The organism is Anaerobacillus alkaliphilus (assembly GCF_004116265.1).
GTDB classification, from domain to species: domain Bacteria; phylum Bacillota; class Bacilli; order Bacillales; family Anaerobacillaceae; genus Anaerobacillus; species Anaerobacillus alkaliphilus.
Genome location: NZ_QOUX01000026.1, coordinates 67,282 through 92,494, shown reverse-complemented (window position 1 = coordinate 92,494; position 25,213 = coordinate 67,282). Strand labels below are relative to the sequence as shown.

At 36.5% G+C, this 25,213-nt stretch carries 19 protein-coding genes and 1 riboswitch; of the genes, 12 read left to right on the top strand and 7 right to left on the bottom strand.

The features are described 5' to 3' along the window. Positions 1–48: 48 nt before the first annotated feature. Positions 49–171 (bottom strand): hypothetical protein, encoded by a 123-nt coding sequence (locus DS745_RS25350; protein ID WP_277750904.1) that lies wholly within the window; start codon positions 169–171, stop codon positions 49–51. Positions 172–345: 174 nt separating this feature from the next. Between DS745_RS25350 and DS745_RS07410 the strand changes: the two genes are divergently transcribed. Then, a complete protein-coding gene (locus DS745_RS07410) occupies positions 346–1,278 on the top strand; it encodes a helix-turn-helix domain-containing protein (RefSeq protein WP_129077630.1) in 933 nt (310 codons plus the stop codon). Between the two features lie 315 nt (positions 1,279–1,593). Here DS745_RS07410 and DS745_RS07405 read toward each other — a convergent pair whose 3' ends face one another. Together DS745_RS07405 and DS745_RS07400 are read right to left on the bottom strand one after the other, a co-directional pair. Then, positions 1,594–3,120, bottom strand: coding sequence for an ATP-binding protein (locus tag DS745_RS07405; protein WP_161568204.1), 1,527 nt, complete (start codon positions 3,118–3,120; stop codon positions 1,594–1,596). 653 nt (positions 3,121–3,773) lie between these two features. Continuing rightward, positions 3,774–4,232, bottom strand: coding sequence for a competence protein ComK (locus DS745_RS07400; RefSeq protein ID WP_161568203.1), 459 nt, complete (start codon positions 4,230–4,232; stop codon positions 3,774–3,776). Between the two features lie 271 nt (positions 4,233–4,503). On the opposite strand from DS745_RS07400, the gene DS745_RS07395 reads away from it, so the two are divergent. Both DS745_RS07395 and DS745_RS07390 read left to right on the top strand, forming a co-directional pair. Then, the gene (locus tag DS745_RS07395) at positions 4,504–8,763 is read left to right on the top strand and encodes a tetratricopeptide repeat protein (RefSeq protein ID WP_161568202.1); all 4,260 of its coding nucleotides are present in this window, start codon (positions 4,504–4,506) and stop codon (positions 8,761–8,763) included. A 118-nt stretch (positions 8,764–8,881) separates the two neighbouring features. Next, positions 8,882–10,273: an IS110 family RNA-guided transposase gene (locus DS745_RS07390; protein ID WP_129077605.1), complete on the top strand. Its 1,392-nt coding sequence runs from the start codon at positions 8,882–8,884 to the stop codon at positions 10,271–10,273. A 537-nt stretch (positions 10,274–10,810) separates the two neighbouring features. Here the strand turns inward: DS745_RS07390 and DS745_RS07385 are convergent. Together DS745_RS07385 and DS745_RS07380 are read right to left on the bottom strand one after the other, a co-directional pair. Then, a complete protein-coding gene (locus DS745_RS07385; RefSeq protein ID WP_161568201.1) occupies positions 10,811–11,857 on the bottom strand; it encodes an S-layer homology domain-containing protein in 1,047 nt (348 codons plus the stop codon). Between the two features lie 495 nt (positions 11,858–12,352). After that, the gene (locus DS745_RS07380; RefSeq protein WP_129077625.1) at positions 12,353–12,727 is read right to left on the bottom strand and encodes a hypothetical protein; all 375 of its coding nucleotides are present in this window, start codon (positions 12,725–12,727) and stop codon (positions 12,353–12,355) included. A 202-nt stretch (positions 12,728–12,929) separates the two neighbouring features. Then, positions 12,930–13,014, bottom strand: a riboswitch (cyclic di-GMP riboswitch). A 325-nt stretch (positions 13,015–13,339) separates the two neighbouring features. Here DS745_RS07380 and DS745_RS07375 point away from each other — a divergent pair. From DS745_RS07375 to DS745_RS25105, 5 genes are all read left to right on the top strand, one after another. After that, positions 13,340–13,822 carry a hypothetical protein gene (locus DS745_RS07375; RefSeq protein ID WP_129077624.1) on the top strand — a complete coding sequence of 161 codons (483 nt, stop codon included), beginning with the start codon at positions 13,340–13,342 and terminating at the stop codon, positions 13,820–13,822. A gap of 237 nt (positions 13,823–14,059) precedes the next feature. Continuing rightward, on the top strand, positions 14,060–14,653 hold the full coding sequence (locus DS745_RS07370; RefSeq protein WP_161568200.1) for a sigma factor-like helix-turn-helix DNA-binding protein: 594 nt from the start codon (positions 14,060–14,062) through the stop codon (positions 14,651–14,653). 126 nt (positions 14,654–14,779) lie between these two features. Next, a complete protein-coding gene (locus DS745_RS07365) occupies positions 14,780–16,171 on the top strand; it encodes an IS110 family RNA-guided transposase (protein ID WP_129077605.1) in 1,392 nt (463 codons plus the stop codon). A 571-nt stretch (positions 16,172–16,742) separates the two neighbouring features. Continuing rightward, positions 16,743–17,579 (top strand): protein-glutamine gamma-glutamyltransferase, encoded by an 837-nt coding sequence (locus DS745_RS07360; protein ID WP_241657754.1) that lies wholly within the window; start codon positions 16,743–16,745, stop codon positions 17,577–17,579. Positions 17,580–17,758: 179 nt separating this feature from the next. Further along, the gene (locus DS745_RS25105; RefSeq protein ID WP_241657753.1) at positions 17,759–17,974 is read left to right on the top strand and encodes a YjcZ family sporulation protein; all 216 of its coding nucleotides are present in this window, start codon (positions 17,759–17,761) and stop codon (positions 17,972–17,974) included. Between the two features lie 166 nt (positions 17,975–18,140). On the opposite strand, the gene DS745_RS07350 is transcribed toward DS745_RS25105, so the two are convergent. Beyond that, entirely contained in the window at positions 18,141–19,529 is a 1,389-nt protein-coding gene (locus DS745_RS07350) for an HRDC domain-containing protein (RefSeq protein ID WP_129077621.1), read from the bottom strand. 378 nt (positions 19,530–19,907) lie between these two features. Here DS745_RS07350 and DS745_RS07345 point away from each other — a divergent pair, with 378 nt between their 5' ends. The 4 genes from DS745_RS07345 to DS745_RS07330 all read left to right on the top strand — a co-directional run bounded on the left by DS745_RS07345 (position 19,908) and on the right by DS745_RS07330 (position 23,216). Further along, positions 19,908–21,158, top strand: coding sequence for a leucine-rich repeat domain-containing protein (locus tag DS745_RS07345; RefSeq protein ID WP_161568199.1), 1,251 nt, complete (start codon positions 19,908–19,910; stop codon positions 21,156–21,158). Between the two features lie 39 nt (positions 21,159–21,197). Continuing rightward, positions 21,198–21,581 (top strand): copper amine oxidase N-terminal domain-containing protein, encoded by a 384-nt coding sequence (locus DS745_RS07340; RefSeq protein WP_277750905.1) that lies wholly within the window; start codon positions 21,198–21,200, stop codon positions 21,579–21,581. Positions 21,582–21,929: 348 nt separating this feature from the next. Beyond that, a complete protein-coding gene (locus tag DS745_RS07335; protein WP_129077618.1) occupies positions 21,930–22,481 on the top strand; it encodes a transposase in 552 nt (183 codons plus the stop codon). Between the two features lie 81 nt (positions 22,482–22,562). Continuing rightward, positions 22,563–23,216 carry a hypothetical protein gene (locus DS745_RS07330; RefSeq protein WP_129077617.1) on the top strand — a complete coding sequence of 218 codons (654 nt, stop codon included), beginning with the start codon at positions 22,563–22,565 and terminating at the stop codon, positions 23,214–23,216. Between the two features lie 205 nt (positions 23,217–23,421). Here DS745_RS07330 and DS745_RS07320 read toward each other — a convergent pair whose 3' ends face one another. Beyond that, positions 23,422–25,179 (bottom strand): sulfatase family protein, encoded by a 1,758-nt coding sequence (locus DS745_RS07320; protein WP_129077714.1) that lies wholly within the window; start codon positions 25,177–25,179, stop codon positions 23,422–23,424. Positions 25,180–25,213: the final 34 nt, after the last annotated feature.

Below are 25,213 nucleotides of genomic sequence, written 5' to 3'. Positions count from 1 at the left end.
GTATCAAAAAGCTACCTGAGATAAAAGGTCTAGGTAATTATTACGTGCTTATCCGTGATAATGACCAAAGCCTGTCGGTTTAAATTCCGCTGTTTCCTCACTTGCTGAAATGCTCTGTGAAACCCCAAATACTAACCCTATCGTTAACAATGTAAGTAATAATTTTTTCATAACTGAATCCCGCCTTTTACTTTATAATTTGTTATTATAACCATAATGCCATATTTGGAAGTCTGCTGCGTTTTCGATTAACAACAACTGAAAGGCATTAACAACACTGGAATTTCGAAAAACTTTAAAAATCACAAGATGATATTAAAATAGGAATATGGAGGAAATATTCTAATGGTGAATTATCATGTCGGAAAAAAGATAAAAGAATTACGGACGTATTATAACATTTATCAAGAAGAATTAGCAGACGGAATTTGTAGTCAAGGGGCCATTAGTAAAATAGAAAAAGATGAAATTATGCCGTCAGCACATATATTATATGAACTTGCTAAGAGGTTAGGAGTAGATTTAAACTACTTATTCGGCACTAGTTCCTCACCAAGATTAGACTATATAAAAAGTGCGTGCGAAGATATAACAAAAGAAATTCGTAATAGAAATTATGAAGAAGCCCTTCGAATGATAAAAAATGAAAAACGCAATCCGTTATTTAACTCCACTGAATTAAAACAATTTTTACTATGGAGAGAGGGGATCTGTGTATTTGGCTTAGAAAAAAATCACCAAAAAGGTTTCGATTTACTAAATGAAGCACTATCGTTAACCCCTACAACTAATAAGAATTTCTCGGAAATTCAATTAGATATTATGGGAAGTCTTGCGATCTTTAATAGCCAGTTAAAAGAGCACGAAAAAACTAAGGAGATTTACCTGAAAATCTTTGCTTTGATTAAAAAAATGCCTAATCCAATAGAACCCAATCTATTTATTCGCCTTTTATATAATAGTGCAGTAAATGATCATTTTTTAGGAGACTACCAAAGTTCAATTAAAAAGTGCGATGAAGCAATTGCAGTTTGTAAGTCGAATATGACGATGTATTTATTAGCACAGACTTTTTTCCAACGAGGAGAAAGTTACTATTCCTATAAAAAAGATGGCAGTGAAGCGTTAAAGTGGATGAATAAATCATTGAACTTATTTGAGGTATTAGAAGATCAAGGAGCCATGGATTATGTAGAAGGAGAAATTAAGAAAATAGATAAGCATAGGGACGGTTCTCGTGCTTCCATGGCCTTACGGGCCACGGAAACGTCACTGTGACACCCCGAAGTTATCACCCTCGCCATGTTTTTTACCAACGAATTCAAAGGATTTTACCTATCCAACTCCAAGGTATTTACCACCGAAAAAAAGCCCTTCGGATTATTAGTTTAATAATCTTTTAGGACTTTTTTTGCGTTAGAGCATTGGCCGAGTCTGGGTTAATTTTCGCTAACTATCCTTATACAAAAACACCAGGGGACGAGGTTAACAGTTCAAGTTCACGTGGACCTGCAAATCCTGTCTTTGATATTAAACCAGATGTAACAGCACCTGGAACAAATATTTTAACAACAATTCCAGCATACAGCTTTACTATTTTTTTAAGAGTGGTAGTGAAATGACAAATGTAGTACCTTCTTCGGAGCTTGAGAATAATTGAATGTTTCCATGGTGATTTTCAATGATTCTCTGAACAATTGTCAATCCTAACCCAGTACCGGTTTCTTTAGTTGTTAAAAATGGGTCAAAGATCGACTTTTGAATGTCTTTAGGTATTCCAGGACCTGTATCTTGGACAAACAGGTGATAATAGACTTTGTCCAACTTTGAATAAAAGGTAATTGTTCCATTTCCATTCATGGCATCACTACTATTTCGAATTAAGTTATACATCACTTGCTTTATCTGCTTTTCATCAAGAAGCAATGTTGTACTATCTAAGTTGATCTTAAACTGAAGTTGATTTTTAGTAGATGACTGTTTATAAAAGTCAGGAATTTCTGAGAATAGGTCGTTAACACTAACTTCTTTAAACTGTGGACTACCAGGCTTAGCGAGCATCAACATTTCTTCGATAATTGCGTTAATTCTACCGAATTCGTTTAACATTAACGGTATATAGTATTTTTCTTGTTCAACCACTGTAAAAGAGTCCTTCATCAATGTCATAAAACCATGAATGACGGCTAACGGATTTCGGATTTCATGGGCAGCTCCAGCAGCTAATTCCCCTAGCATAGCTAATTTTTCCGATTGATGCATTCGTTTTTCGAGATCGTCTGTGTCGGTAATATCAATAAAGTAAAAATTTCTCCCAATTGTATTTTTGTGCTGGTCATATAATGGTGATTGGGAAACTAAAAAAAGGTAATTATTTTCATTCGTTTTGTACGTAACCTTAACGTTATGACAGCCTTTTTTTGATGAAAAAATCGACCAAAAATATTCGTTGTTACTTTGATCTTTATTTGTCAAAAACTTAATCTTATTTTCATCACTATCAAGTAAAGTCTTAGCTGTATGGTTAAGGAAATAATCGGAAGTTCTGTTATCAACAGTGATAATCCCTATTGGGAGTGAATGTAAAATTTGTTCTTGGTAGATCTTATCGTTAGTCATCTGCTCGTATAAATTAAAATATTTTATAAACGCTAAAGAAGCCAAAATAATAACAAAAGTAAAAATAAAAGTCCCAAAGATAGGATTACTTTGTAATAGTATGGCTAAAACAAAAGCCAACGCCAGTGTAATAATATAATTTGCAATTGTTTCTTGACCGATTTCTTTAAAAATCGAAAATAGACTACTAGACGTTGAAGAACTTGATAGAAAATAAATGCTAACGATCAAAGTATTGATTAGATAGTACGTACCTATTACCAGCAAGTATGAAAATGTACTAGTTAAGTTGATAAAACCAATTACGCCGCCTGAAAAAAGGAACATATAGTAAGAGGCAGTAATCATAATTGAAAACATAGAGAAATTAAATAAATGTTTCCACCAAGCTGTTACTTTATAGGTAAGGAATGCGTGTAAAAGGTTCCCTACAAACAGCAAAGATAACGTAAATTCATATCCAAATATAAAAAGTGAAGCTAAATAGATCGAAGAATCCATACAAAGGGAATTTCCCTTGTATGGGACAAGTATTTTATAATTATTTAATAGAAGAGTAGCGATAGTCAGTAGTATAAACAATAACCACTCAGAGAAAATAGATTCTGGAAGGTAATTACTATGAAAAACAAATAAACCACAACCTACTAAATTAACGATACATAAAAAAACATGACACTTTGTGATTTTATTGAAATTAAGCATAACTTTTTCGTGTCCCACTCTCTTCGGCTCTAGTTTTCCTTGAGTATTCACTAGGCAGTATGATATCTAGATAAGAGAAATTATACCAGAAACTGTGGTGCCAGGCACTAAGAAACATGATAGTTGAGGGAACTTGTGTTTGGTGAACATTAAGCGGATGGGCTCTTGGCCATCTCCCTATGGGAGGTGGTAATTATGGTGAATTTTGACGCGGTGAATAGTGCAATGGAACTATGTACGCTATTTGTAATAACAATTTCCGCGACTTTCACTAATAGAAAAGAGAAATAACCGCCTCCACATCCTATGGTTGCGGTTATTTCTAATGTTAAACATTAAAATTTTATTAGATCAGCCGCTCTTCATGCGGCGTGTGTTGCCTTGACTGGTCGTTATACGCTCGGTCATTTTTATTATGTAAAAATTTTAATTCAAGTATATATTTGCATTTAAAGTCCTGAGAACAGATGTCTTAGATGTGCTGTACGGTGTAGTTGTTTTTCAATTGTGTAGAATGAAACGGATATGGTAAGCTGTAGCCCGTTGCGAAAGGTAATAATGGTTTCCTGATTTTTCGCTAGCTGTAGATGTAAGACGTGGTGGTAGGAGATCCAATGGCAATGAAAGTTATTAGGCGCAGATGTAGGGAAAAAATAGATACTATCTTTTTCGCTAATTGGTACAGGGAGCTTATGTCTATTGTTTGTGTGGTAACTAACGGCCATACATCTTCCTTTGTGGGTAGAACCATTAGCAAGACAAGATACTTGAATAATTTTAAGTGGGGTTTGTCGAACGTATAGAATTTGGTCGATCTCATAAACTATGGAACTAAACTCACAACTTGCTATTGAACAGATTGCTAAAGTATTCTTGTTTACCACATAATGATTTAAGGTTTTCTCCACCAAATACCAACTCCATTATTGTTTTATAGTATTAAAGACTCAGGAAATATGACATATTTCTACAATATTATTATCTTAATAAAACGACGATTGGTAAATGAAATAGAGTGTATAAGATGTGTACACTTCATGTCTAAACTGTGTCAGTTTTATAACGAGGCCTTCCAGCTCCCGAAATTAGGTTTCCCAGCCTTGGAATAAAGGATTTCGAAAGCATGAAAACGAAATATAGATGTATTGTGAGTGTTAAATGTTGGGGGGGCTTTGTGTTATGGCCTTGCGGTTAATGGAAACAGTTGTTAGTGATGTTGTTGATTTAGTGAATGAGAATAATTATGAAAGAGCACTTCCAATTGTTATGGATGTATTGAAACAGCTGTATGATAAGCGGTCGTATCGGTTACTAAACGATTTGGCAAGGTCGGTAAGGGAAGATCAGTTATTACCATTGGTATGTATTTTGGATGCGGAGCTTATGCCTAGATATAGTAGAATGCTAGTAAAGATGGTCAATAAAAATATCGATAGCCCATTTACCAATGTTATGCAAAGTATCGAAGAAATCTATCAAGGAAAATACCTTGATGCTGAAACTAAGATTAAAGAAGTAATTGCTAGCCAAGAGTTTGAATTAGAAAATAAGGTTTTAGTTCGTGCTTATTGGGGCTTGGCTCATTCTCTTATAGAAATGAAGCGTTTTAATGAAGCGGAGCGGTATTTGCGAGAGCTTGAAAAAGTAAGTACTGAACCTACATTTGACCAATGGGGGTACTATTATTTTCAAAAGGGAAATTGGGATAAAGCGAAGGAGCTTTATCTTGAAGGAATTGAAAAAGACCCTAAACCTGAATATTGTTACATCCTTCTTCAATCGCTCTACTTAGCAAAGGGTAATAGTAACAAAGCGATGACGGTGATAGAGGAAGGTCTTAGTAAAACGCCTCACTCTTTCCGGCTACGGCTAGAGAAGGTTAAAAGGTTAAAGGAGTTAGAGCAGTGGGATGAATTCTTAAGAGAGGTTGAATGGCTTGAAGAGCGATCCCCGTATCATGGCTATCAAAGTTATATTCAATTCTCTAAGGCGCAAATTTATTACCAAAAAGGCGATTATCTTTCTTTAAAAAGCACAGTTTCAGCTCATCCGACCATTTTCAAGAAAACTGTTTTTGAAAATGTTGATGAAAACCTTGCAGAAAAGAAAGTGATGATTTCCACGAAAGCGGTTGTTCAAAAGTACAATTACTGTGTACCTGCAACCATTGCAATGATTTTAGATCGGTACGGAGTCGTTAAGGACCAAGAGGAAATTGCAGCCACGATTTATCAGGTGAACGGAACCCGTTTGATAGATGCAGTAGAGTATCTACATATACTAGACATGAGCGCTCAGTTTTTCTTTGGTACTGTTGAAAGATACAAGCAGCTAACAGACCTAGGCGTATCGATCTTAATTTCGTTAGATTACCCTAACGCGTCCCATGTTCAGTTACTTCGTGGTTATGATGATCATCTTCAGGCTTTTATCATCCAGGATCCTAATTTTCCTGAACCGATGATTTTTGCATATACCGATTTTCTCGATTACTATGGGAAAAACGACTGTCTTTCGGTCGCGATTGTTCCTAACACGGAAGCGGAGAAAATTTCATTTTTACCAAAGGAAGAAGACGAGATTGTTCGAAGTGTTTTTAACTTTTCTGACCGGATGGAAAAAAGCGATCCAACAGCCGTTGCAGATTTTGAAAGTTTCGCAAAAAATAATGACTCGGTGCTGTATACAAAAGCTTACGTGATTAAATATTTTTCCACTAAGGGTAGTGATGTTACGTTACTAAAGGAAGTAGCGCAACAAGTGTTAGAGGCACAGCCAAATTCCGACTACTTTAAATTAATTATCGCGTTTGCGTTCATAAGAGCGAGCTTGTATCCAGAGGCAACAGAACTGTTGAAACAAGTGAAATTTAAAAAGGTTCACCAATACCATTTTTTACTTGGTAGAATGGCCTATGATCAAGAACAATACACGGAAGCTTGTCAGCATTTTTATGAGGCTCTGCGTATTGAAGGAGATCATTATGATACATGGTCCTATTTGTCGATATGTTCCTTTTATGATGGAGAGGCAAACAAGGGTCTAGAATATTCTAAAATTTCAGTAGATATTAACGATCGTGATCTATGGAATCGAATGAATTATGGATTTATTTTGTTTCGATTGGAAAATTGGAATGAAGCCCGCAATCTGTATTCGCAGATTTTAAGGGATTATAAACACCACGGCCATGCTTGGTATGAACGAGCTCGTTGTGACCGAAAACTTGGTCGTAATCTACGTGCGTTACGTGGGCTTCAGGTAGCAAAACAGTTAGATCCGACAATCGCTTACCCTTATGCTGAGCTCGCTGATTTGTATGCGTATGGCTTTAATGATTATGAGCGTGCTTTCCAAGAAATTAAGGATGGGTTAGAAAAGACAGTTGCGACCGATTACGGATTATTAATGACTCAGGCAGACTTACATGTTGATAAAAAACAGTTTGCGGAGGCGGAGCAATGCTATGAGCTTGTGATCAAACACCATCGAGATGAGCCTGTACCGATACTTTCGTATGCCAAAGTGCTTTGTGAGTTACATGGAAGCGAGGCGGGCACTCAATTTTTAAAAGAAGAGGCAGTAAGGTTTATTGATCATGGTCCGTTTATCATTGATGCTGGGGAATGGTTGATGGGCCGGGCGGAAAATGCAGAGGATGAGGAGCAGGCGGTTGAGTGGCTCGAGGCTGGTTTGGGGCAAAAGACGATTAACTATGACTATTGCTGGAATTTATATGTGAATTTGCTGGAGAAAACGAGCTATAACGCGAGGGCGCGTGCTTTCTTAGAAAAGCAGTTGGAGCAGGAGTTCCCGGGGAATGCTAATTTAATGTGCTACATTGGCTGTTTCTATGAGGCGGCGGAGGAAATTGATGTAGCGAACGAGTGGTACCAACGGGCTCTGCAGGCGGAGGAGTCGACATTCCCGCTTTATCGTCTTGGTGAAGTGCAGTTGGGTCAGGAAAATTATGAGGGTGCGAAGTCTTATTACGAGCAGTGTTTGGCGGTGGATGAAGGGTTTATGGTTGCGTATCATCGCTTAGCATATGTTGAGCGGATGAGGGAAAGGTTCGAGGAAGAGCATCATTATTTATTTTTGGCGTTTAAACGAGAGCATGATGATGTGGACTTAGATTATTTGTTGCAGCTATCGCATCAAGTTGGCAGGCTTTATCAGGTTGAGAGGTATATGAATTCAATTGAGGGCCAGGTGAATGAGATTTGGCGATTACAAATCTTGGCTGGGATTGCTCGATTGAAAGAGGATTTCGATGAGGAGTATCGTGTACATGAGTATGCGTTGGCGCTAGAGCCGGATAATTATTTGGTTAAAACGGCTTTAGCAGCGTTCTGGTGTAGACACGAGCGTTATGATAAGGCGATTGAGCTCTCTTTGGAGTTATTGAAAGAAGAAATAGAAGATCAGGATGTCTATAATATTCTTATCTACGCAGTGGTTACTAGTAAAAGAGTGAAGCAGTTGAAGGGCTTGATTTTGAACCTGGGGCTGTCTGATCCAGAGGTAAGTCGGGTATTCACACATTTTGTGGGAACACTCTCACAACAGTTTTCTGAGTTGAAGGAAGAGATTTCTGGCGGTTCAAATGCAGTAATGAATTGGGTAAAGGTGAAAAAGTTGCAGTTGCAATTCGGACCGGTAATGGCTGAATTAGCCAAGCTTTCGTATGAGCTAGATCCTAACAATGGGATCGGTATTGAACATTTAGGGGAGTACTACAGTGTTCATTTAGGTCAGGCGCCTGAGAAAGTGAAGCAGATGGCGTTGGGGTATTTAGATAAGGGTTGGAATATTGATTTGGCGGTTTACTACAGTTATCTGACGTTGACGTATTATCCTAAAAAAGATGATGTTCGGCAATTGAAGCAGGCAGCTGAGTGGTTGATCCGCTGCTTAGATGGGGAGAAATACCACCATATCATTCATAATAATCTCGGGCAAATCTATGTTTTTCTTGAGCGTTTTGAGGAAGCGGGCATTCATTTTGAGCAGAGTTTACGAGAAGATCCGAGTTATTGGAATCCGATCTATGGGAAAGGGCGTTTGAACGTTCATCTCAAAAACTATGAACTAGCGGAAAAGTACCTTAAACAGGCTCTTGAGTTAGAACCGAATTATTCTGGGATATATGCTCAGCTGACGGTGGCGCTTGCGCAGCAGGGGCGAGTGGATGAAGCGAGAGAATTTAATGAGAAATTACTAGAGTTACGGCCGGATAGCATTCATGGAAACTATAATAAGGCATGTTGGTTAACGTTGGAAGGGAAGTTAGCAGAGGCTTTTCGATGTCTAAAGTATGCTATAGAAAATGACGACGAGGGTAATTACCGGCTTGAGGCAATTGCCGATCCTGATTTAGAAGAGTTGCGCACAAACCCGAAAACCGCCCGGAAAGTTAGGAAGTTGTTGAAGGTGTAGGTGTAGGTGCCTAGTATAATAAATAGTTGGGCTAAATAAAAAATACCATCGTTTTCATGTACAATGGAAGGACCTATCACAGAACTTCCAAAACCCCTCACCACAAGGAGATGAAACGATGGTATACACATTATTGAACCATATTCAAGGAAAAAAGGGAAGTCGATGGGCTAAGTTTCTTCAAACAGCTGGCTTGGAAAATATTTTAATAGTAGCGGTAGATGCTGCTAAATATACGCATAAAGCTATGATTTGTACTTTTTATGGGGAGATCCTAAAGAAACCCTTCGAGTTTGATGCTTCTTTAACTGGTCATAATCAACTCATCAGTCAAATTGAAAAGGTAAGTCAAGAGACTGGGAAACAGTCCATAGTTATTGGTATTGAAACGACGGGACACTATTATGAGGACCTAGTTCGTCATTGGCAAGGGAATAGTTACTATGTTCGAATAATAAACGCAGCTACTACATCTGAAGAGAGAAAAGCACTATTAAACCGCTCTAAAACTGACAACCTTGATCTATTAGCTATTACACAATCAGTGATAAACGGTCGTGGAACAAGTAGTGAACTACCTTCAGGATCTGTGCATGAGCTTCAAAAGCTCACAAGAGCTCGACGCACAATCGTCCAGGAAAAGACAGCTCTCCAAAACGAAATAAGAGTTCATATTGATCATATATTTCGAGAATTTCAAGGAATGAGTATATGGAGAGATGGTAAACGAGTTCATGTTCAACCCTTTGAGAAACTTTTTGGGAAGGCTGGCCGCTATTTGATGCGTCATTTTATACACCCTAGCGATATCATTAACCTAGGTGTTGATGGATTAAGAGAGATATCGATTAAAGAAAACCTTAAGATACGCGATTCTTCTATACAATTACTTTTAGAATTCGCAAGTAATTCCATCTCAAGACCAAAGGAAGAGTTAGAAATTGATCACTTTTTACTTGTTCATAAGCTAGATCGGCTGGAACTAGTAAATCAACAGATTGATGAAATGGAACAGAAGATTGCTAGTTTATTCATTGAAACAGAAGGTGCTGTCTTGTTAACTGTACCAGGAGTTGGACTAGTGACTGGTGCGGAATTGTATGGCGAAATGGGTGATATATCGGATTTTGACCATGCAGGACAGTTAATTAAAATGGCAGGCACGAATCCTATTGTAGTGCAATCTGGCGGTCGAAATCCGACTTATCATTGTATCTCTCGAGAAGGAAGGCGTACATTTAGAAATAGTGTGTATCAAATAGGAAAGTCACTTGCCATGCACAATCCAAAGATGAAGAAACAATATCAAGAAATGAGAGATAGAGGCAAATATGCAAGACAAGCGTATATAGCCTTAGGAAATCGCATGATCCGTTTAGCCTTTGCCATGATTCGTAAACAAACAATGTATCAATCAGAAGAAGCAGATTATACTTTACTAGCTGAATTGACCAAGAAACTTAAAGCCCAACATGTTAAACGCTTTTACACAAGATACTTTGCAGTATAGATTACAACCAAAGTGTAAGTAAATATAGTAAGAAACATTGATAAATAGAGTGTCCCTAGGACGTCAGATCACATCGAATTTTGTGCCTGAGGCAATATTGACCTCGCGTGACAGCGTTATGGATCTTGTCCTATAAATACGAATAATACGTGAAGACAAAGCTTAAATAACTAGGTGGTATCCCTATAGGATGAAAATGCAAGATCCTTTCACGTTCTAGAGACATTCTATGATATAATTCTGTGATAGTTGAGTCTTGAAAAAAATGGAAAACGAAGGCTTATTTAAGTCCGCCTCTTTAAGGGGAAAAGATCTACTTGACCTTTAAAGCATTATACGCTGTCACCACCCGGAATTTGTCGAAATAATGGGAAGCGTAGGGGAAGCTTAGGGGGAACCGTCCCCTTGCTTTTCCTGACAGGTATAAGAAAAAGTCCACAAAAGAAATGTTCTTCTGTGGACTTTTTCTTATTGGTAAATGATAGTACAGCAGCAGATTAACTCTCCTTATCAGTACTAGACATAATACGAATTGTTTTACCTATAATTTGTCACTAAATCATAGTATTTATACCTTGATGAAAATTCCCTTGATCTCCGAGTCGGAATTTCAGCTTTTAGTAAAGCTAAATTTAAAAGGATTTCCTCGTTGCCTTCTTTAACCCAAATGTAGCCAATCGTATAATGCAATTTATAATCATTTTTAGAAGGCTCAATTTCGACCCTTACTGCTTTGTTTTTGAAATTTTCTCGGATATAGTTGTCGAATATATCAGTCATTCCGGCTTCCATATCAGCAACACTTGCGTATTCAAACCCAGCTAATTCTACAGGAATGATGCCCTCTTCTGTTGTTACATGAACTACGTTTCCTGAATAAGGTACAGTTCCTGACAAAACGCCGTTAAATTGCATTGGACTAAAATCTATAACCCTCTTTAAAAACACAGCAAATTCCGCTCTTGTAACGGCTTGATTAGGCCCAAATCTTTCAGGAGAGTAACCAGCTATTAAGTTATTAGAAGCTAATTGACGAATACTTCCTTTTGCCCAGTTTGCTTCATGTAAATCTTTAAATGTAACCTCTTTCCTTCCAGAAAGTTTAATATAGGGTCTAGCAAGAATTACCGCAGTTTCTGTGCGACTAATAGGCTGATTTGGTCTGAATGTCCCGTCAGAATATCCTGACATTAGACCTTTTTCATTAGCGATAGATATTTCTCGAATAAAGTAATGGTTGTTTCCGATATCCTTAAACTCACTCGTATATTTTACAGATGAGTTATTTAATAAATGAGGATATAATTCTCTAACTAATAACGTTGCAGCTTGTGCTCTAGTAATTTTTTGGGTAGGTCCAAATGCTCCCGCCCCAATTCCTGATATAGTTCCTCTTTCCGTTAAAGATACAATACTTGACTCTGCCCAGCGAACAGACTGTAAATCATTGTATATAGCTACCTGATTACTTTCCATTATTGTAGCAGCAGTTGCTACTTTTTCTTCATTGTTGGTTAGGCTTAGAAAAGCCAGACCTCCACAAATTATCACAGTTATTAAAAATCCATATAAATACTTTCTCATGCAATTCTCCTCAAAGCTCATATTTATTTACCTGATCTCTTTAATCTAATAAAAGACCATATTAATCTTATTACTAGAAATTATTTCCTGTCAACACCAATCTGTTGTTAGCAGACTATATCTCGCAATCTATTAACGTAAGCCAAAATAGCTTCTTCCGTTTGTTTTTGTTACACTGTTCCAGACTCCATCACTTTCTTCAAAATTAAAGAAATTTTCAATTCGATATGGACCCCAAAATACCCAATGTTACCAAATCGATGATACTCTATTCCACTCAGAGTAATCATAATTATATTTTATTAGGGTAATAGAATTGGGACGGTTCAACCTATGTTCGTACAGTAAATTTAGTAGCAAATATTCCCTTTGAGCGGAGGGAGGTGCCTGTCACTACCCGAAATTTGTCGATAAAGAGAAGGCAAGAACTTGAGCAAAATAGAAATAACCGCTCCCACGATTAATGGATTAGCGGTTATTTCTATTGTAATCAAATTATAGGTAATACCCGTCTTTAACTAACTCCGGAGGTACTCCGAAAAGTAATTTTCTAATATTCTCGTAGCCAACATATCGGTGTTCGATGAGAAAATCATAAAACATTTTGTATTCTAATCGAAATTGATGTTTTAACTGATATATAAGGAAGTTAAAACTCTGGATTTTTGGTTTGGTTAAATGGTTTGGTAGATACTTCTCAACATCATCTTCAGTAATAGTTCTACAGATGTAGCCAGGTCTGATATTTAAATGGTTTGCACGATGAAAAAGGTCCTGTAGCTTTTCATAGAAGTCAGGGTTTTCATTTCGGATACCTTTTAACCGGAGGTGTGCCTGATTTAGTTCTTCAACACTAGCAATAGCTGGCATAACAATCACTCCTTATGGATTAGCTTTATATATTTTAAAAGGGGAAACTTACAAAATCTTGTTTCAAGTGTAATTGTTTAAAAGGTTAATATTTAATATAAAAAACCTAGATTTTTTTAAATAAGTATAGTTCGGGATAGAAATTCTACCAAAAGCAAAAAGACTAACCGAATAGTCGATTAGTCAAGAAAACTATCAAATAATCGGTAACTGGCTGGCTTAATCAACAGATCTTAGCCCCTTTAGTTTTGCGTCGCCACTTTTCAATGGGTTTGCCTTTTTCAATTTTTGTATGTATGTTACTTATTGGAGAATAACTACTTAAATTGATTATATAAGCAAAATTACCTATATGCAATATCGACTTTTGTGGTTAGGTAGACCTACATTCATTTGATTTGTGCCATATAAGGTAGTGGTTCAGAAAACTAACCTGTAACGAAACAAAGACCAAAATTCCCTTTATGTAGCATACGCTGGTAACTTAACAAATTTGTCTTTATATAAAAATGATTTACGTTTTATAGTAAACTTAAAAATGCGCTACACCCGATTTAACTGTGTGAGAAAGTTTCTTATATTATAGTAAAATTCAGTAAAAGGAAGGTTCAGATGAGACATAAGAGACAGATCAAATTAAACGAAGAATATACTCCGCTTCCTTCTTATGAAGGTGATGAATTTTTTCCGAACGGCATTTTTAATTTTAATATATCGAGGATAACTGAACATATTCACGATGGAACACTAAAAGTTGAGAAGGAAACAATTGATGTGGGTAGTTGGTTCGAGACTCATTACCATGCATCTGTAAATGAAGAACACTTGCCGACAGTTGATGTAAATAAACCGGTCATTCAGGCGGAGGTCCAGCCAGGCGAGTTTAATATTATCGATGGCAACCATCGAATGGAGAAGGCTTATCGGGATGGTGTGACAAATATTCAGTCATACAAACTCCGTGGTGAGCAACTCTTGCCTTATTTTATGAAAAAGCAGGGTTATACAGCATTTGTTGAATACTGGAACTCGAAGTTGAAAGAGGATGAGCGGAATAAAAAGTTAAAAGAGAACATGCTCAGTTATAGAGAATGAAATTTTGGGAAGTTACTGATTTGCTTAGAATGAAGGTAAAGCAGGAAACTTCCTCTTTAAGCATTATATTCAAGCCATTTTGTATTTTACGTGATGCAGGTGGGCCTTCTCCTATAAGTCGATAGTATTTAAGAAAGTGAAGGCAGCGGGATTTGAAAGTTGGCTGAAGATTAAATAAACTATGCTAAAATATTTATGCATATCGTAATATACTTTTTAAGCAGAGGTGGTATTTTTATGGGGGAAATAGAGATTACCAAAGAAGATATGCTTTTTTATTTAGATATGATAGGTTCAATTTATGGTCCATCTTATAAACCTAAGATTGGTAAATTAAAGCCTTACTACCCTTTTCTTAAGGAACCAACTTCAGAAGAATACAAGAGGTTTATTCAGGTTTATCTTCATTATAGAGACTGTTTAAATGAACGAGAAAAAACGATACTAGATTTTCAGTATAGATTGAAAGGTGAGAAGTTAACACTTGATCAAATGGGAGAACAATTTGGAATTTCCAGTTCTCGTGCTGCGCAAATTCGAAATATAGCTGAGTTACGAATAGCAAAAGCTATCCGAGAATTTTTAAATGGTAAGCCTAAGAAATCGTTTGGTTCGCTCCTTGAAGGTCAACCAGACGAGGTTTTAATTGAAATTGCACTGGCAATTTGTCCCCATTCTCGTGTTCTTCGAACTTACTTAAAGCAGGATAAACCTATGAGTTATATAACAAGAAAAAATTTAAAGCATGCATTGTTTCGTGCATGGTGGTTAGATTTATTAGATCATCGAGAAAAAGCTATGAAAATTCTAAATGTTAAAAATGAGATATAGATCTGGTAAATCTGGTGCCTAGTATAATAAATAGTTGGGCTAAATAAAAAATACCATCGTTTTCATGTACAATGGAAGGACCTATCACAGAACTTCCAAAACCCCTCACCACAAGGAGATGAAACGATGGTATACACATTATTGAACCATATTCAAGGAAAAAAGGGAAGTCGATGGGCTAAGTTTCTTCAAACAGCTGGCTTGGAAAATATTTTAATAGTAGCGGTAGATGCTGCTAAATATACGCATAAAGCTATGATTTGTACTTTTTATGGGGAGATCCTAAAGAAACCCTTCGAGTTTGATGCTTCTTTAACTGGTCATAATCAACTCATCAGTCAAATTGAAAAGGTAAGTCAAGAGACTGGGAAACAGTCCATAGTTATTGGTATTGAAACGACGGGACACTATTATGAGGACCTAGTTCGTCATTGGCAAGGGAATAGTTACTATGTTCGAATAATAAACGCAGCTACTACATCTGAAGAGAGAAAAGCACTATTAAACCGCTCTAAAACTGACAACCTTGATCTATTAGCTATTACACAATCAGTGATAAACGGTCGTGGAACAAGTAGTGAACTACCTTCAGGATCTGTGCATGAGCTTCAAAAGCTCACAAGAGCTCGACGCACAATCGTCCAGGAAAAGACAGCTCTCCAAAACGAAATAAGAGTTCATATTGATCATATATTTCGAGAATTTCAAGGAATGAGTATATGGAGAGATGGTAAACGAGTTCATGTTCAACCCTTTGAGAAACTTTTTGGGAAGGCTGGCCGCTATTTGATGCGTCATTTTATACACCCTAGCGATATCATTAACCTAGGTGTTGATGGATTAAGAGAGATATCGATTAAAGAAAACCTTAAGATACGCGATTCTTCTATACAATTACTTTTAGAATTCGCAAGTAATTCCATCTCAAGACCAAAGGAAGAGTTAGAAATTGATCACTTTTTACTTGTTCATAAGCTAGATCGGCTGGAACTAGTAAATCAACAGATTGATGAAATGGAACAGAAGATTGCTAGTTTATTCATTGAAACAGAAGGTGCTGTCTTGTTAACTGTACCAGGAGTTGGACTAGTGACTGGTGCGGAATTGTATGGCGAAATGGGTGATATATCGGATTTTGACCATGCAGGACAGTTAATTAAAATGGCAGGCACGAATCCTATTGTAGTGCAATCTGGCGGTCGAAATCCGACTTATCATTGTATCTCTCGAGAAGGAAGGCGTACATTTAGAAATAGTGTGTATCAAATAGGAAAGTCACTTGCCATGCACAATCCAAAGATGAAGAAACAATATCAAGAAATGAGAGATAGAGGCAAATATGCAAGACAAGCGTATATAGCCTTAGGAAATCGCATGATCCGTTTAGCCTTTGCCATGATTCGTAAACAAACAATGTATCAATCAGAAGAAGCAGATTATACTTTACTAGCTGAATTGACCAAGAAACTTAAAGCCCAACATGTTAAACGCTTTTACACAAGATACTTTGCAGTATAGATTACAACCAAAGTGTAAGTAAATATAGTAAGAAACATTGATAAATAGAGTGTCCCTAGGACGTCAGATCACATCGAATTTTGTGCCTGAGGCAATATTGACCTCGCGTGACAGCGTTATGGATCTTGTCCTATAAATACGAATAATACGTGAAGACAAAGCTTAAATAACTAGGTGGTATCCCTATAGGATGAAAATGCAAGATCCTTTCACGTTCTAGAGACATTCTATGATATAATTCTGTGATAGTTGAGTCTTGAAAAAAATGGAAAACGAAGGCTTATTTAAGTCCGCCTCTTTAAGGGGAAAAGATCTACTTGACCTTTAAAGCATTATACGCTGTCACTCCCCGGTATTTGTAGAATGAATTTAGTTGACAATTTAATTTATGTCACTGTACATCTCGAAAAATCTTGGAAGCATGGGGACAGTTCATCCCATGCTCTTTCAGTAAAACTCATTAGCAAGTAATCCACCTCTTTAACATATAAATTTAAATATAGTTGCCAAAGCGTTAGGGAACATATTTGTCGAAGAAGCCATCTTCGAATTAAAGGAAATGGGGAATGACATGATACAAGTAGCTGGCAGGCCGTTTTCACTAGAAAGTACGATGGACTTTGGCGAGGTAGAAGGAGTAATCATTCAACAAATGCATGATTCTCCTGAATTGTTTACCTATCTTTCCATGAATGAGCTTAGATTTGAAATTAACCTTAGAAAAAATATCATGGAAAGCGCTAAGGAGATGAGTGAGAGTCATGCGGCATTTACGATTTTTGAAAATGCTCGTTGTAATCCTACATACTGGAATTTGACGAGTGCTGGAGGATTTTTGTTGCGGCAAGGTGTGCGACCATCTGATGCGATTTTAGATATTAATCGAAACGGGCAACTGTATGGATTTGAGTGCGCAACGGCAATCATCATTATCTATTATCAGGCCATCTTAAAAAGTATCGGGAGAGAACGTTTCGATTATAATTTTCAAAATATCTATTTATACAGTTGGCATACAGATCCTGACTTAGAATATCACTACTTTAATGCAGACAATTATGTGCCAGGAGATGTTGTGTATTTTAATAATCCTGAATATCATCCGTATGCACCATGGTATCGAGGACTAAACGCTGTCGTGTTGAGCGATGGAACGTTCTTTGGTCATGGGTTTGGTATTATGACTGCTGAACAGGTGATAGAATTTTTAAATTCACAAAGACATCCAGAGAGTAGGCAATCTGCCTACATAGAAAATCTAATTACAAGAATTTCTCCTACAACGGTGCAGAAGGTTTTTGCTTCAAGTGGTAACCGTAACAACTATAAAGCGCATAAAATTGTCATACACCATAATCTTTGTTCCATCTCCAGTATTAAGTATCGGTTTTTCTTAAATAATTACTAAGGTTTATATAGGATATAGGCTCCGATCTTATATACCTTGAGTGTTAGAGAGTGCATCGATACTAGTAAGCATGAAAAACGGTGACATCCACCCATTTATCAGGGAGACAGGTTCATATTCCAGATAGGTGAGTATAATGTAGTGAAATAAACTAACCCACCCGAAAGGAAGTTGAGAATATGTATGCTAACTTACCCCCTAATATGATGGCTGGAGCCAATGTACCACCTACAATGGTGGCTGGAGCAATGGATACTATGCCGCATTATGGTGCTCCAATGGCTTATGGTTATGGATGTGCTGCACCTGCACCTACTCATGGCGGCAGCGGTTTTCTGTTAATTCTAGTGTTGTTCATTCTATTAGTGATTATTGGAACTAGTTACGCAGTTTAGTTTAGGTGCCTGTTTAGGTGCCTGTCACCACCCGGAAAATCTTGTTTCACGGTATGTTTCATAGAGTACGGTGGTCAGACCCTAAACCTGCCCCCACTTCGGGGGGAGATGTTTTAACAAAATAAAAGAAGGACTGTAGAATTTTATTCTACAGTCCTTCTTTTGGTTAAAGTTTGTTACTATTTAGTATAATGTCTAAGATTTCTTGTCCGAATTCTTCAGCTTTCTTTGGTCCAAAGCCCTCTATTCTTAATAGCTCATTAATAGATCCAGGCTTCTTTTCAAGAATGGCTTCTAAAGTATTATTGTTAAAGATGTAGTAGGGCTTAACATTTATCTCTTTTGAACGACTGGTTCTAAAAGCAGTTAAAGCTAACCTTATTTCTTCAACAGTTAGATTCCCTGACTTTGAGGGAACTTTTGACTCCATTTTAGTCGAAGTATCTTTGTCCTTCGAGTCTCCAGTCGATTGGCTAACTGGTAAGTTATCTTCCGGATAATTATCTTTAATAATAAATAATATATCCTCCCCAAACTCTTCTACTTTTTTGTGTCCAAAACCTTCAATCTCTAAAAGTTGATTTAGTGTTAGAGGTCTCTTCTCTAGGAGACAATCTAATATTTTATTGGTAAAGATATAGTACGGTTTTACCTTAAGTTCCCTAGAACGTCTTAAACGAAAATCGGTTAGTGATGTTTTTAAAACAGCATCATTATTAGTATTAGTATTAGTATTAGTATTAGTATTGCCTCTGCTTTCATTAGCTGTATCACTTGTTAGATCATTATGCGATTTCTGAGGTAAGTCTAATGTATAATCCTCAATGTTAAATGGTTTTTCTTTACTGTATTTTAGAATTGTATTAGCTATTTCATAGACTTGGTGATCTAACATAAACACGGGTGATTTTTTCTCTAATTCATTTTTTATGAAAACTTTGATTTGGTCATGACGAATTACAGAAGATTGTATATTTGCTGGTGCGTTTTTAGAAATATCCAAAATCGTTTTAGGGTTTGCAAAAGTAACAGAATATTTTATTGGGCAACGCTCTATAACTCCTTTATCTTTAAGGAGCTTCTCAAGAATTGCTACGTGTCTTTCCACTTGATTTATTGGGCTATACATACCCTCTTTATTAACGACCCTATTATTCTTTCTAATCACTCTTTGAAATTCGCCTTTATCAGTAACGTGTATATCACCAAATAGCTTTTTAACTTCGAGAACCATAATAAACTTATGTGTGATAATTATAAAATCTAGTTGAGCATTATAACTCTCAAACTCAACGTATACATCGTGTAACACAATAAATGGTAACATTGAATTTTGCAGTTCATAAAGAACGTTTTTTTCTCCAGCTTGACCTATGGAAAATAACTTCAAATGACTTTCTACTTTTTTTATATCAACGTTTGGATTTTTAATTTCTGCTAACCGAGTTAAATTTGTTACCAAATTAGACTTATCATTAAACTCTTTATAGACTACAGGTTCTGTTATTTCTCTTTTATCAGTTAAGATATTGAAGACATTTTTAAGAAAAGACATACTACACCTTTCGATCCCAAATATAAAGATTGCTTGAATAATATATTAGTAGTAAATATGTAACATTTTGTAAGTATAGTGTAATTATAGCAGAACTTTGTCGTAAATTGTGCAATATTAAATGTAGTAATTGGTGCCTGTCACTACCCGAAAAATCTTGTTTCACGGTATGTTTCATAAGAGGTAGTGTACGAATATAGTATTAACCGGACCCTCAAGTAGGCTGGTTGGTACTTTTTGTTTATTTAACTCTCCCTCTCCAATATTAAATTCTCTTTTATTTCTTATAGTGATAAGATACTAACTAGTGATTTATTCACTTTATTTTACTAGTGTAGAAGTTATTGGTCATTAAGAGACAACATGGGAGTGATTAAGATGAAAAAAATTATAATGAGTATTTCTTTAGCTTTTCTAGCTGCCTTCAGTAGTGTGCCTACAGAAGCAGCCACAGAAGTAAACATTCAGATAACAAAAGCCGAACAACAGCCGACAATTGTTTTCGAGGATCGTGTATTTGAAAAGGTAGTTCGGTATTACATAAATAAACCGTCAGGAGTCGTTAGACAATCTGATGTTGAAAAAGTGACTGAAATTAACACAAGTGATTTGTTAGCCTATTTAGGTGCAGAATTCACCACTCATCACATAGAGCCGGAACAAATAAAAAGTATAAAGGGAATTGAGTACTTAGTAAATTTAGAAACGCTGGTAATTGATCAGTACCATGATATTTCTGATCTATCCCCATTAGCAAATCTATCTAAATTAACTACTATAGAAATTAGCGACAATTCAATAAAAGATTTAAGAGCATTAAAAAGCCTTCCTCAACTAAAAGTACTTAGGTTGCCTTCGAACCGAATAACGGATATCACCCCGTTGAAAGGTCTAACGAATTTGGAAATTTTAGAATTAGGAAGTAATAAGATTGCTGATATTTCACCAATAGATGGGCTAACAAGACTGAAAAACTTAAACCTTTTGTCAAATGAAATTCGTAATATTACACCGTTACAAAAGCTCACGAATTTAGAATTTTTATACCTAATGGGTAATCAAATCAGTGGAGGAGCTCAACCACTGGAAGCTTTGACGAAACTAAAGAAACTCTCTTTATCGTACAATTTACTATCTGATGGGTCTGCCTTACAACACTTGAGAAGACTTGAAAGTCTAGATCTTGCTTCAACGGAAATTATTGATTTTTCCTTTTTAAAAGGGCTTGTCCAATTAAAAAGGTTGGGGATAGATGATACAAAACGCCCTGTTGATCTTAGGAATTTAGAAGGTTTAAAAAACCTAAAGTCCTTGTACTTGAGAAACACCCAGGTTGAAGATATCGGACCTCTATCTAAGTTAACATCTTTAGAGTCTCTCTATCTAGCGGAAAATAAGATTTCTAATATTGATGGGTTATCAAGTCTTTCTAAACTAACGTACTTAAATCTTTCAAAAAACCAAATTTATACGACTGCACCATTAAAGACTTTACAGCAGCTACAGAACTTAGACTTAAGACACAACCACCTATTTGATATAAGTGCACTAACATCTATAGCGAGCTTAACAAGAGTGGAAATTCGTGACAACCATCTAACCGGAAAAGAAGCTGTAGCAACCATTTAATCCTTAAGAGCAAAAGGGGTTTATGTTGAATACTCAAAGATATCAAATTATGAGAACAAGATAGTCATGTTTGTAAATAATTCCAAAGTCATCGCAAATGGAAATGCTAGTCTACTATCGGACCCTTCGTATCTAAAAAACGGCCGAACGTTAGTGCCACTTCGTTTTGTGAGTGAAAATCTTGGGACCAACGTTCGTTGGGATAAGAAAACGAATAAGATCACTGTTTATACAGAGGGAAAAACAATCGTATTAACTCCAGGAAGCACGACTGTATCTGTAAATGGTGTAGCAACTAAGATAGAGGCGGCTCCAGAAATAAAGAATGGCCGCACTTTCGTTCCATTGCGTTTCATATCTGAGCAATTAAAGGCAAAGGTTGACTATAAAAGCGACGACCAAAGCATAACGGTGAGGAAATAATGGTGCCTGTCACCACCCGTAATATGTCGAATAGTAAGTACTAAAGGTAGCCGTTAAGGCTACCTTGTTTTGGTGCCTGTCACTACCCGAAATTACTCGAAATTTGTCGGTGATATTAGTGTTTGACAGCCTATAACTTATATTCTTATAATAGTAGCAAGATATCTATTCCCGCTTATTCTTCTTATTTCCTCAGCCTTCATTTTCTATAATTTACCTTTTATTTATTACTGTTTGTTAACCCTATCAATATTTCATTTCACTAGGAGGTGTATTTGTTGTTTGCAAAAGTAAATAGAATTTCTATCCAGAAAATGCTTGTATTACGGAAGTTAGGTGGTAGTTACGATGGGTAGAGCAAAGCGTATTTGGCTTCCAGATTATTTTTTCCATGTGGTTTGTCGAGGTAACCGGCGTGATCCACTTTTTTATGAAGAAAATGATTTTCATGAGTTTTTTTATATCCTCACAGAAATATATGAAAAATATCCCCTACAACTTGTATCCTACTGTTTAATGACTAACCACTTTCACTTACAGGTCCGCTCCACAGAAGAATCTATCTCAAAAATCATGTCCTTACTCAATAAACGTTATGCAAATTATTTTAATACCAAATACGGGTTAACCGGGCACGTATTTGAAAAACGTTTTTTTTCAGATATCATTTCTGATCCATTAGGTATGCTGGAAGTCAGCAGATACATACACCAAAATCCGTTGAAAGCAAAAATGGTGACGTCTCCAGAGCTCTATCCTTACAGCAGCATGTACTACTATACAAATTCAGATATTGATCCCCCGCCTTTTTTAGACACAACAATTCTACTAAATTATTTTCCAGAAAGCTTAGACGAGAGAAGACAGAGATTTATTGAATATACAATGAAAGCAGAGTAAGCCTAACGTAATAAAAGATTTAGATTCTTCTATTGATAAATCGGTATAATATACCTATTGTTCATGTATGGAGGCTTAGAGATGGCGTCACTTACTAAAACACAGAAAAACTTTAGAAAAGAAATGGAACAGTTAAAAAAAGATGGATATGATGCTGATGATCACATATACAGTACTATTAGGAAGAGAAAAAAATTAAAGAATGTTGGTTATGGCTCTGCTATCCTACTATTTTTATTTTTACTGTACCCTTTATCTGGACTATTCCAGACAGCGTATAATGGGTTAACAGTGAGCCAACATTCTAAAATTGTTAGTTACCTAGAAATGACAAATCAGTTTGATGAACCATTCTACAAAGCGCTGAACCAGGCACTGCCAACTCCTGATACAATCTATACCTCAAGTAGTTATCAAGCTAAACTATTAGAACTTCAGACGGACTTAAATGATAAGATTATTCAGCTTACTGAAATAAAACCGCCAAAGAAGTTTGAGGAGTATGACGAGTTGTTTAAACAACGATCACAAGAGATTGTAATCTTCATCTATTTATTAAGACTAAACTCACAAATTAATAATGTTGATGAAATTCAGCTACAAGCAACAATAAACAAAATTAATGAAATGCAAATAAGAGAAAGACTAGCACTAGCAAAGGCATTAGACGAGTCTGGGTTAAAGTATACAATCGATGCGCAGTATAACATTAGATATGAGTATTTGACATATTGAGTGGTGCCTGTCACCACCCGAAATTTGTCGAACGATAATTAAATTAAAACCCAGCAGCCAGAAAATAAAATGCTCACTGGCTGCTGGGTTTTTAACGTTTTAGTAACGAGTTAGCTTTTGAAAAGCTAGTAGGGAAGACACTATTATGGTAATTTGTATCAGTATCAAACGGGAAGAACCTCATTTAGTAACCACACTAACTGTCTTATGAATTCGTCCCACTAGTAGGAGTAAGTCTTTTTTGTTTACGTTGTTCTTGAAGAATTTTATTTAAGAGCTTTTGAATTGCTTTTAATTCGGGTGTTTCAAGTGTAGGGTGTGCAAGGTTTATTTCTTCTAATGGATCTTTTGTTAGGTTATATAACTCGAATTGATTGGGGACTGGATTCGTTTTGGTGGTTGTGAGACAAATAGCTGCCTGTTGATCCTCTGAAATATCTGTGCCTTTTTTCTGAATCGTTTCAACATCTTCAACGCCTGGGTCACTCCAAAATTGAGGATTATCGAAATAACGTGTGAACTTCCAGATTTCATTTGAGTTACTATCACCTGTGGGTAGTTTGACGATTACAGTTTCCAAGTGGTTAGGCTGTTTAACTGCTTCATATGGTTGACCAGTTAGAGTGTATTGGTTTAAACCTTTTGAAAACTCATCGTCTGTCATAAAGTAAAGAGCCTCATCACCTCGGGTAAATTCGGCGTTTCCATTAATGAGCGAAGTTAGGTCTCGACCTACTAGGGGATGGACCTCTGTATGATCTTTTTTCAGTTTCTCTTGGACCTTCTGAACGTCAATGTCGGCAAGTCCTAATAGAGTGGGGAAAATGTCCACATGACTTGTTAGCATATCCGTTTCTTTACAGTCAGCGAAATAGTTAGGGCTGTGTATTATAAGTGGAACATGAATTGCTTCCTCATAGGCATTATGCCACTTTTGAAATAATCCTCCATGGGCTCCAACTAGACTACCATGGTCTGCAGTAAATACAACAATTGTATTTTCATAAAAAATCGACTGTTTAAGAGCGGTAAATACTTTATACATCTCGTCATCAACCTGTTTATGAAGTGAATAGTATAGTTGTCTGTAAAAAGGTGTATCGAGTGTAGGTTGTAATGCTTGTTGATATACATCGCGGTAATTACTTTGGGCTGAGGGTTTAGTAAGAAGGTTTTCATTTGCTGTCGGTGCTGGTGGGATAAAAGGAACAGAAGGATCTACAGAAAATTTAAATGTTGGTAGTAATTGTGTATAAAGCCCAAATAGGGTGATATCGTGCGGATTTACAAATGATGAAACAATTAACCATGGCTTATAATTATTTTCATGAACTTCATCCTCTAGGGAGTTAATTAATTGAACAACCTCTTCAGAATAAACGACATCACGACCACTTACCCCAATCGCAGCAGAAGAAGCTGAATTTCGTGGGTTTGATCCATGTGGTTCAGGACCTATCCACCCATCAAAACCAAATGAGTCTAGCCGATTTGCATGTAAGTAAAGCTGTTGTTTTTCAGGATCAGGGACCCCAGTTGTTGGGTTAAAGCTCAACATTGCATTATGACTTGCCGGAACTATAAGATCCTCATCAGAAGCATGCCATTTCCCTTTCCAAAACGTTCGATAACCTGCAGAACGAAAATAGTCACCGAAAGTAGGGACTGTATTGTGATCAAGCCAGTAAACATCCGGATCAAAAGCACCTTTTGCTGCACCTGTCGTTTGGGTGACACCGTGAAGGGAAGGATATTGGCCAGTGTAAAGCGTTGTCCTACTAGGTGAACAAGCGGTACTTCCAATATAATGATTTAAAAATGTCATACCGTTTTCTCGAAGAAGCTCCTGAGTTTTCAAATGGTTTTTACGCCATTCTTTCAGATCTTCGTTTTCATAACAGGTTGGAAAGCGTTCCTCATCAACAAGGATAATGAGGAAATTTGGTCTTTTATCTTTTTTCATAGATTGGTCTGGCGAGGATTTATACTTACTCAAC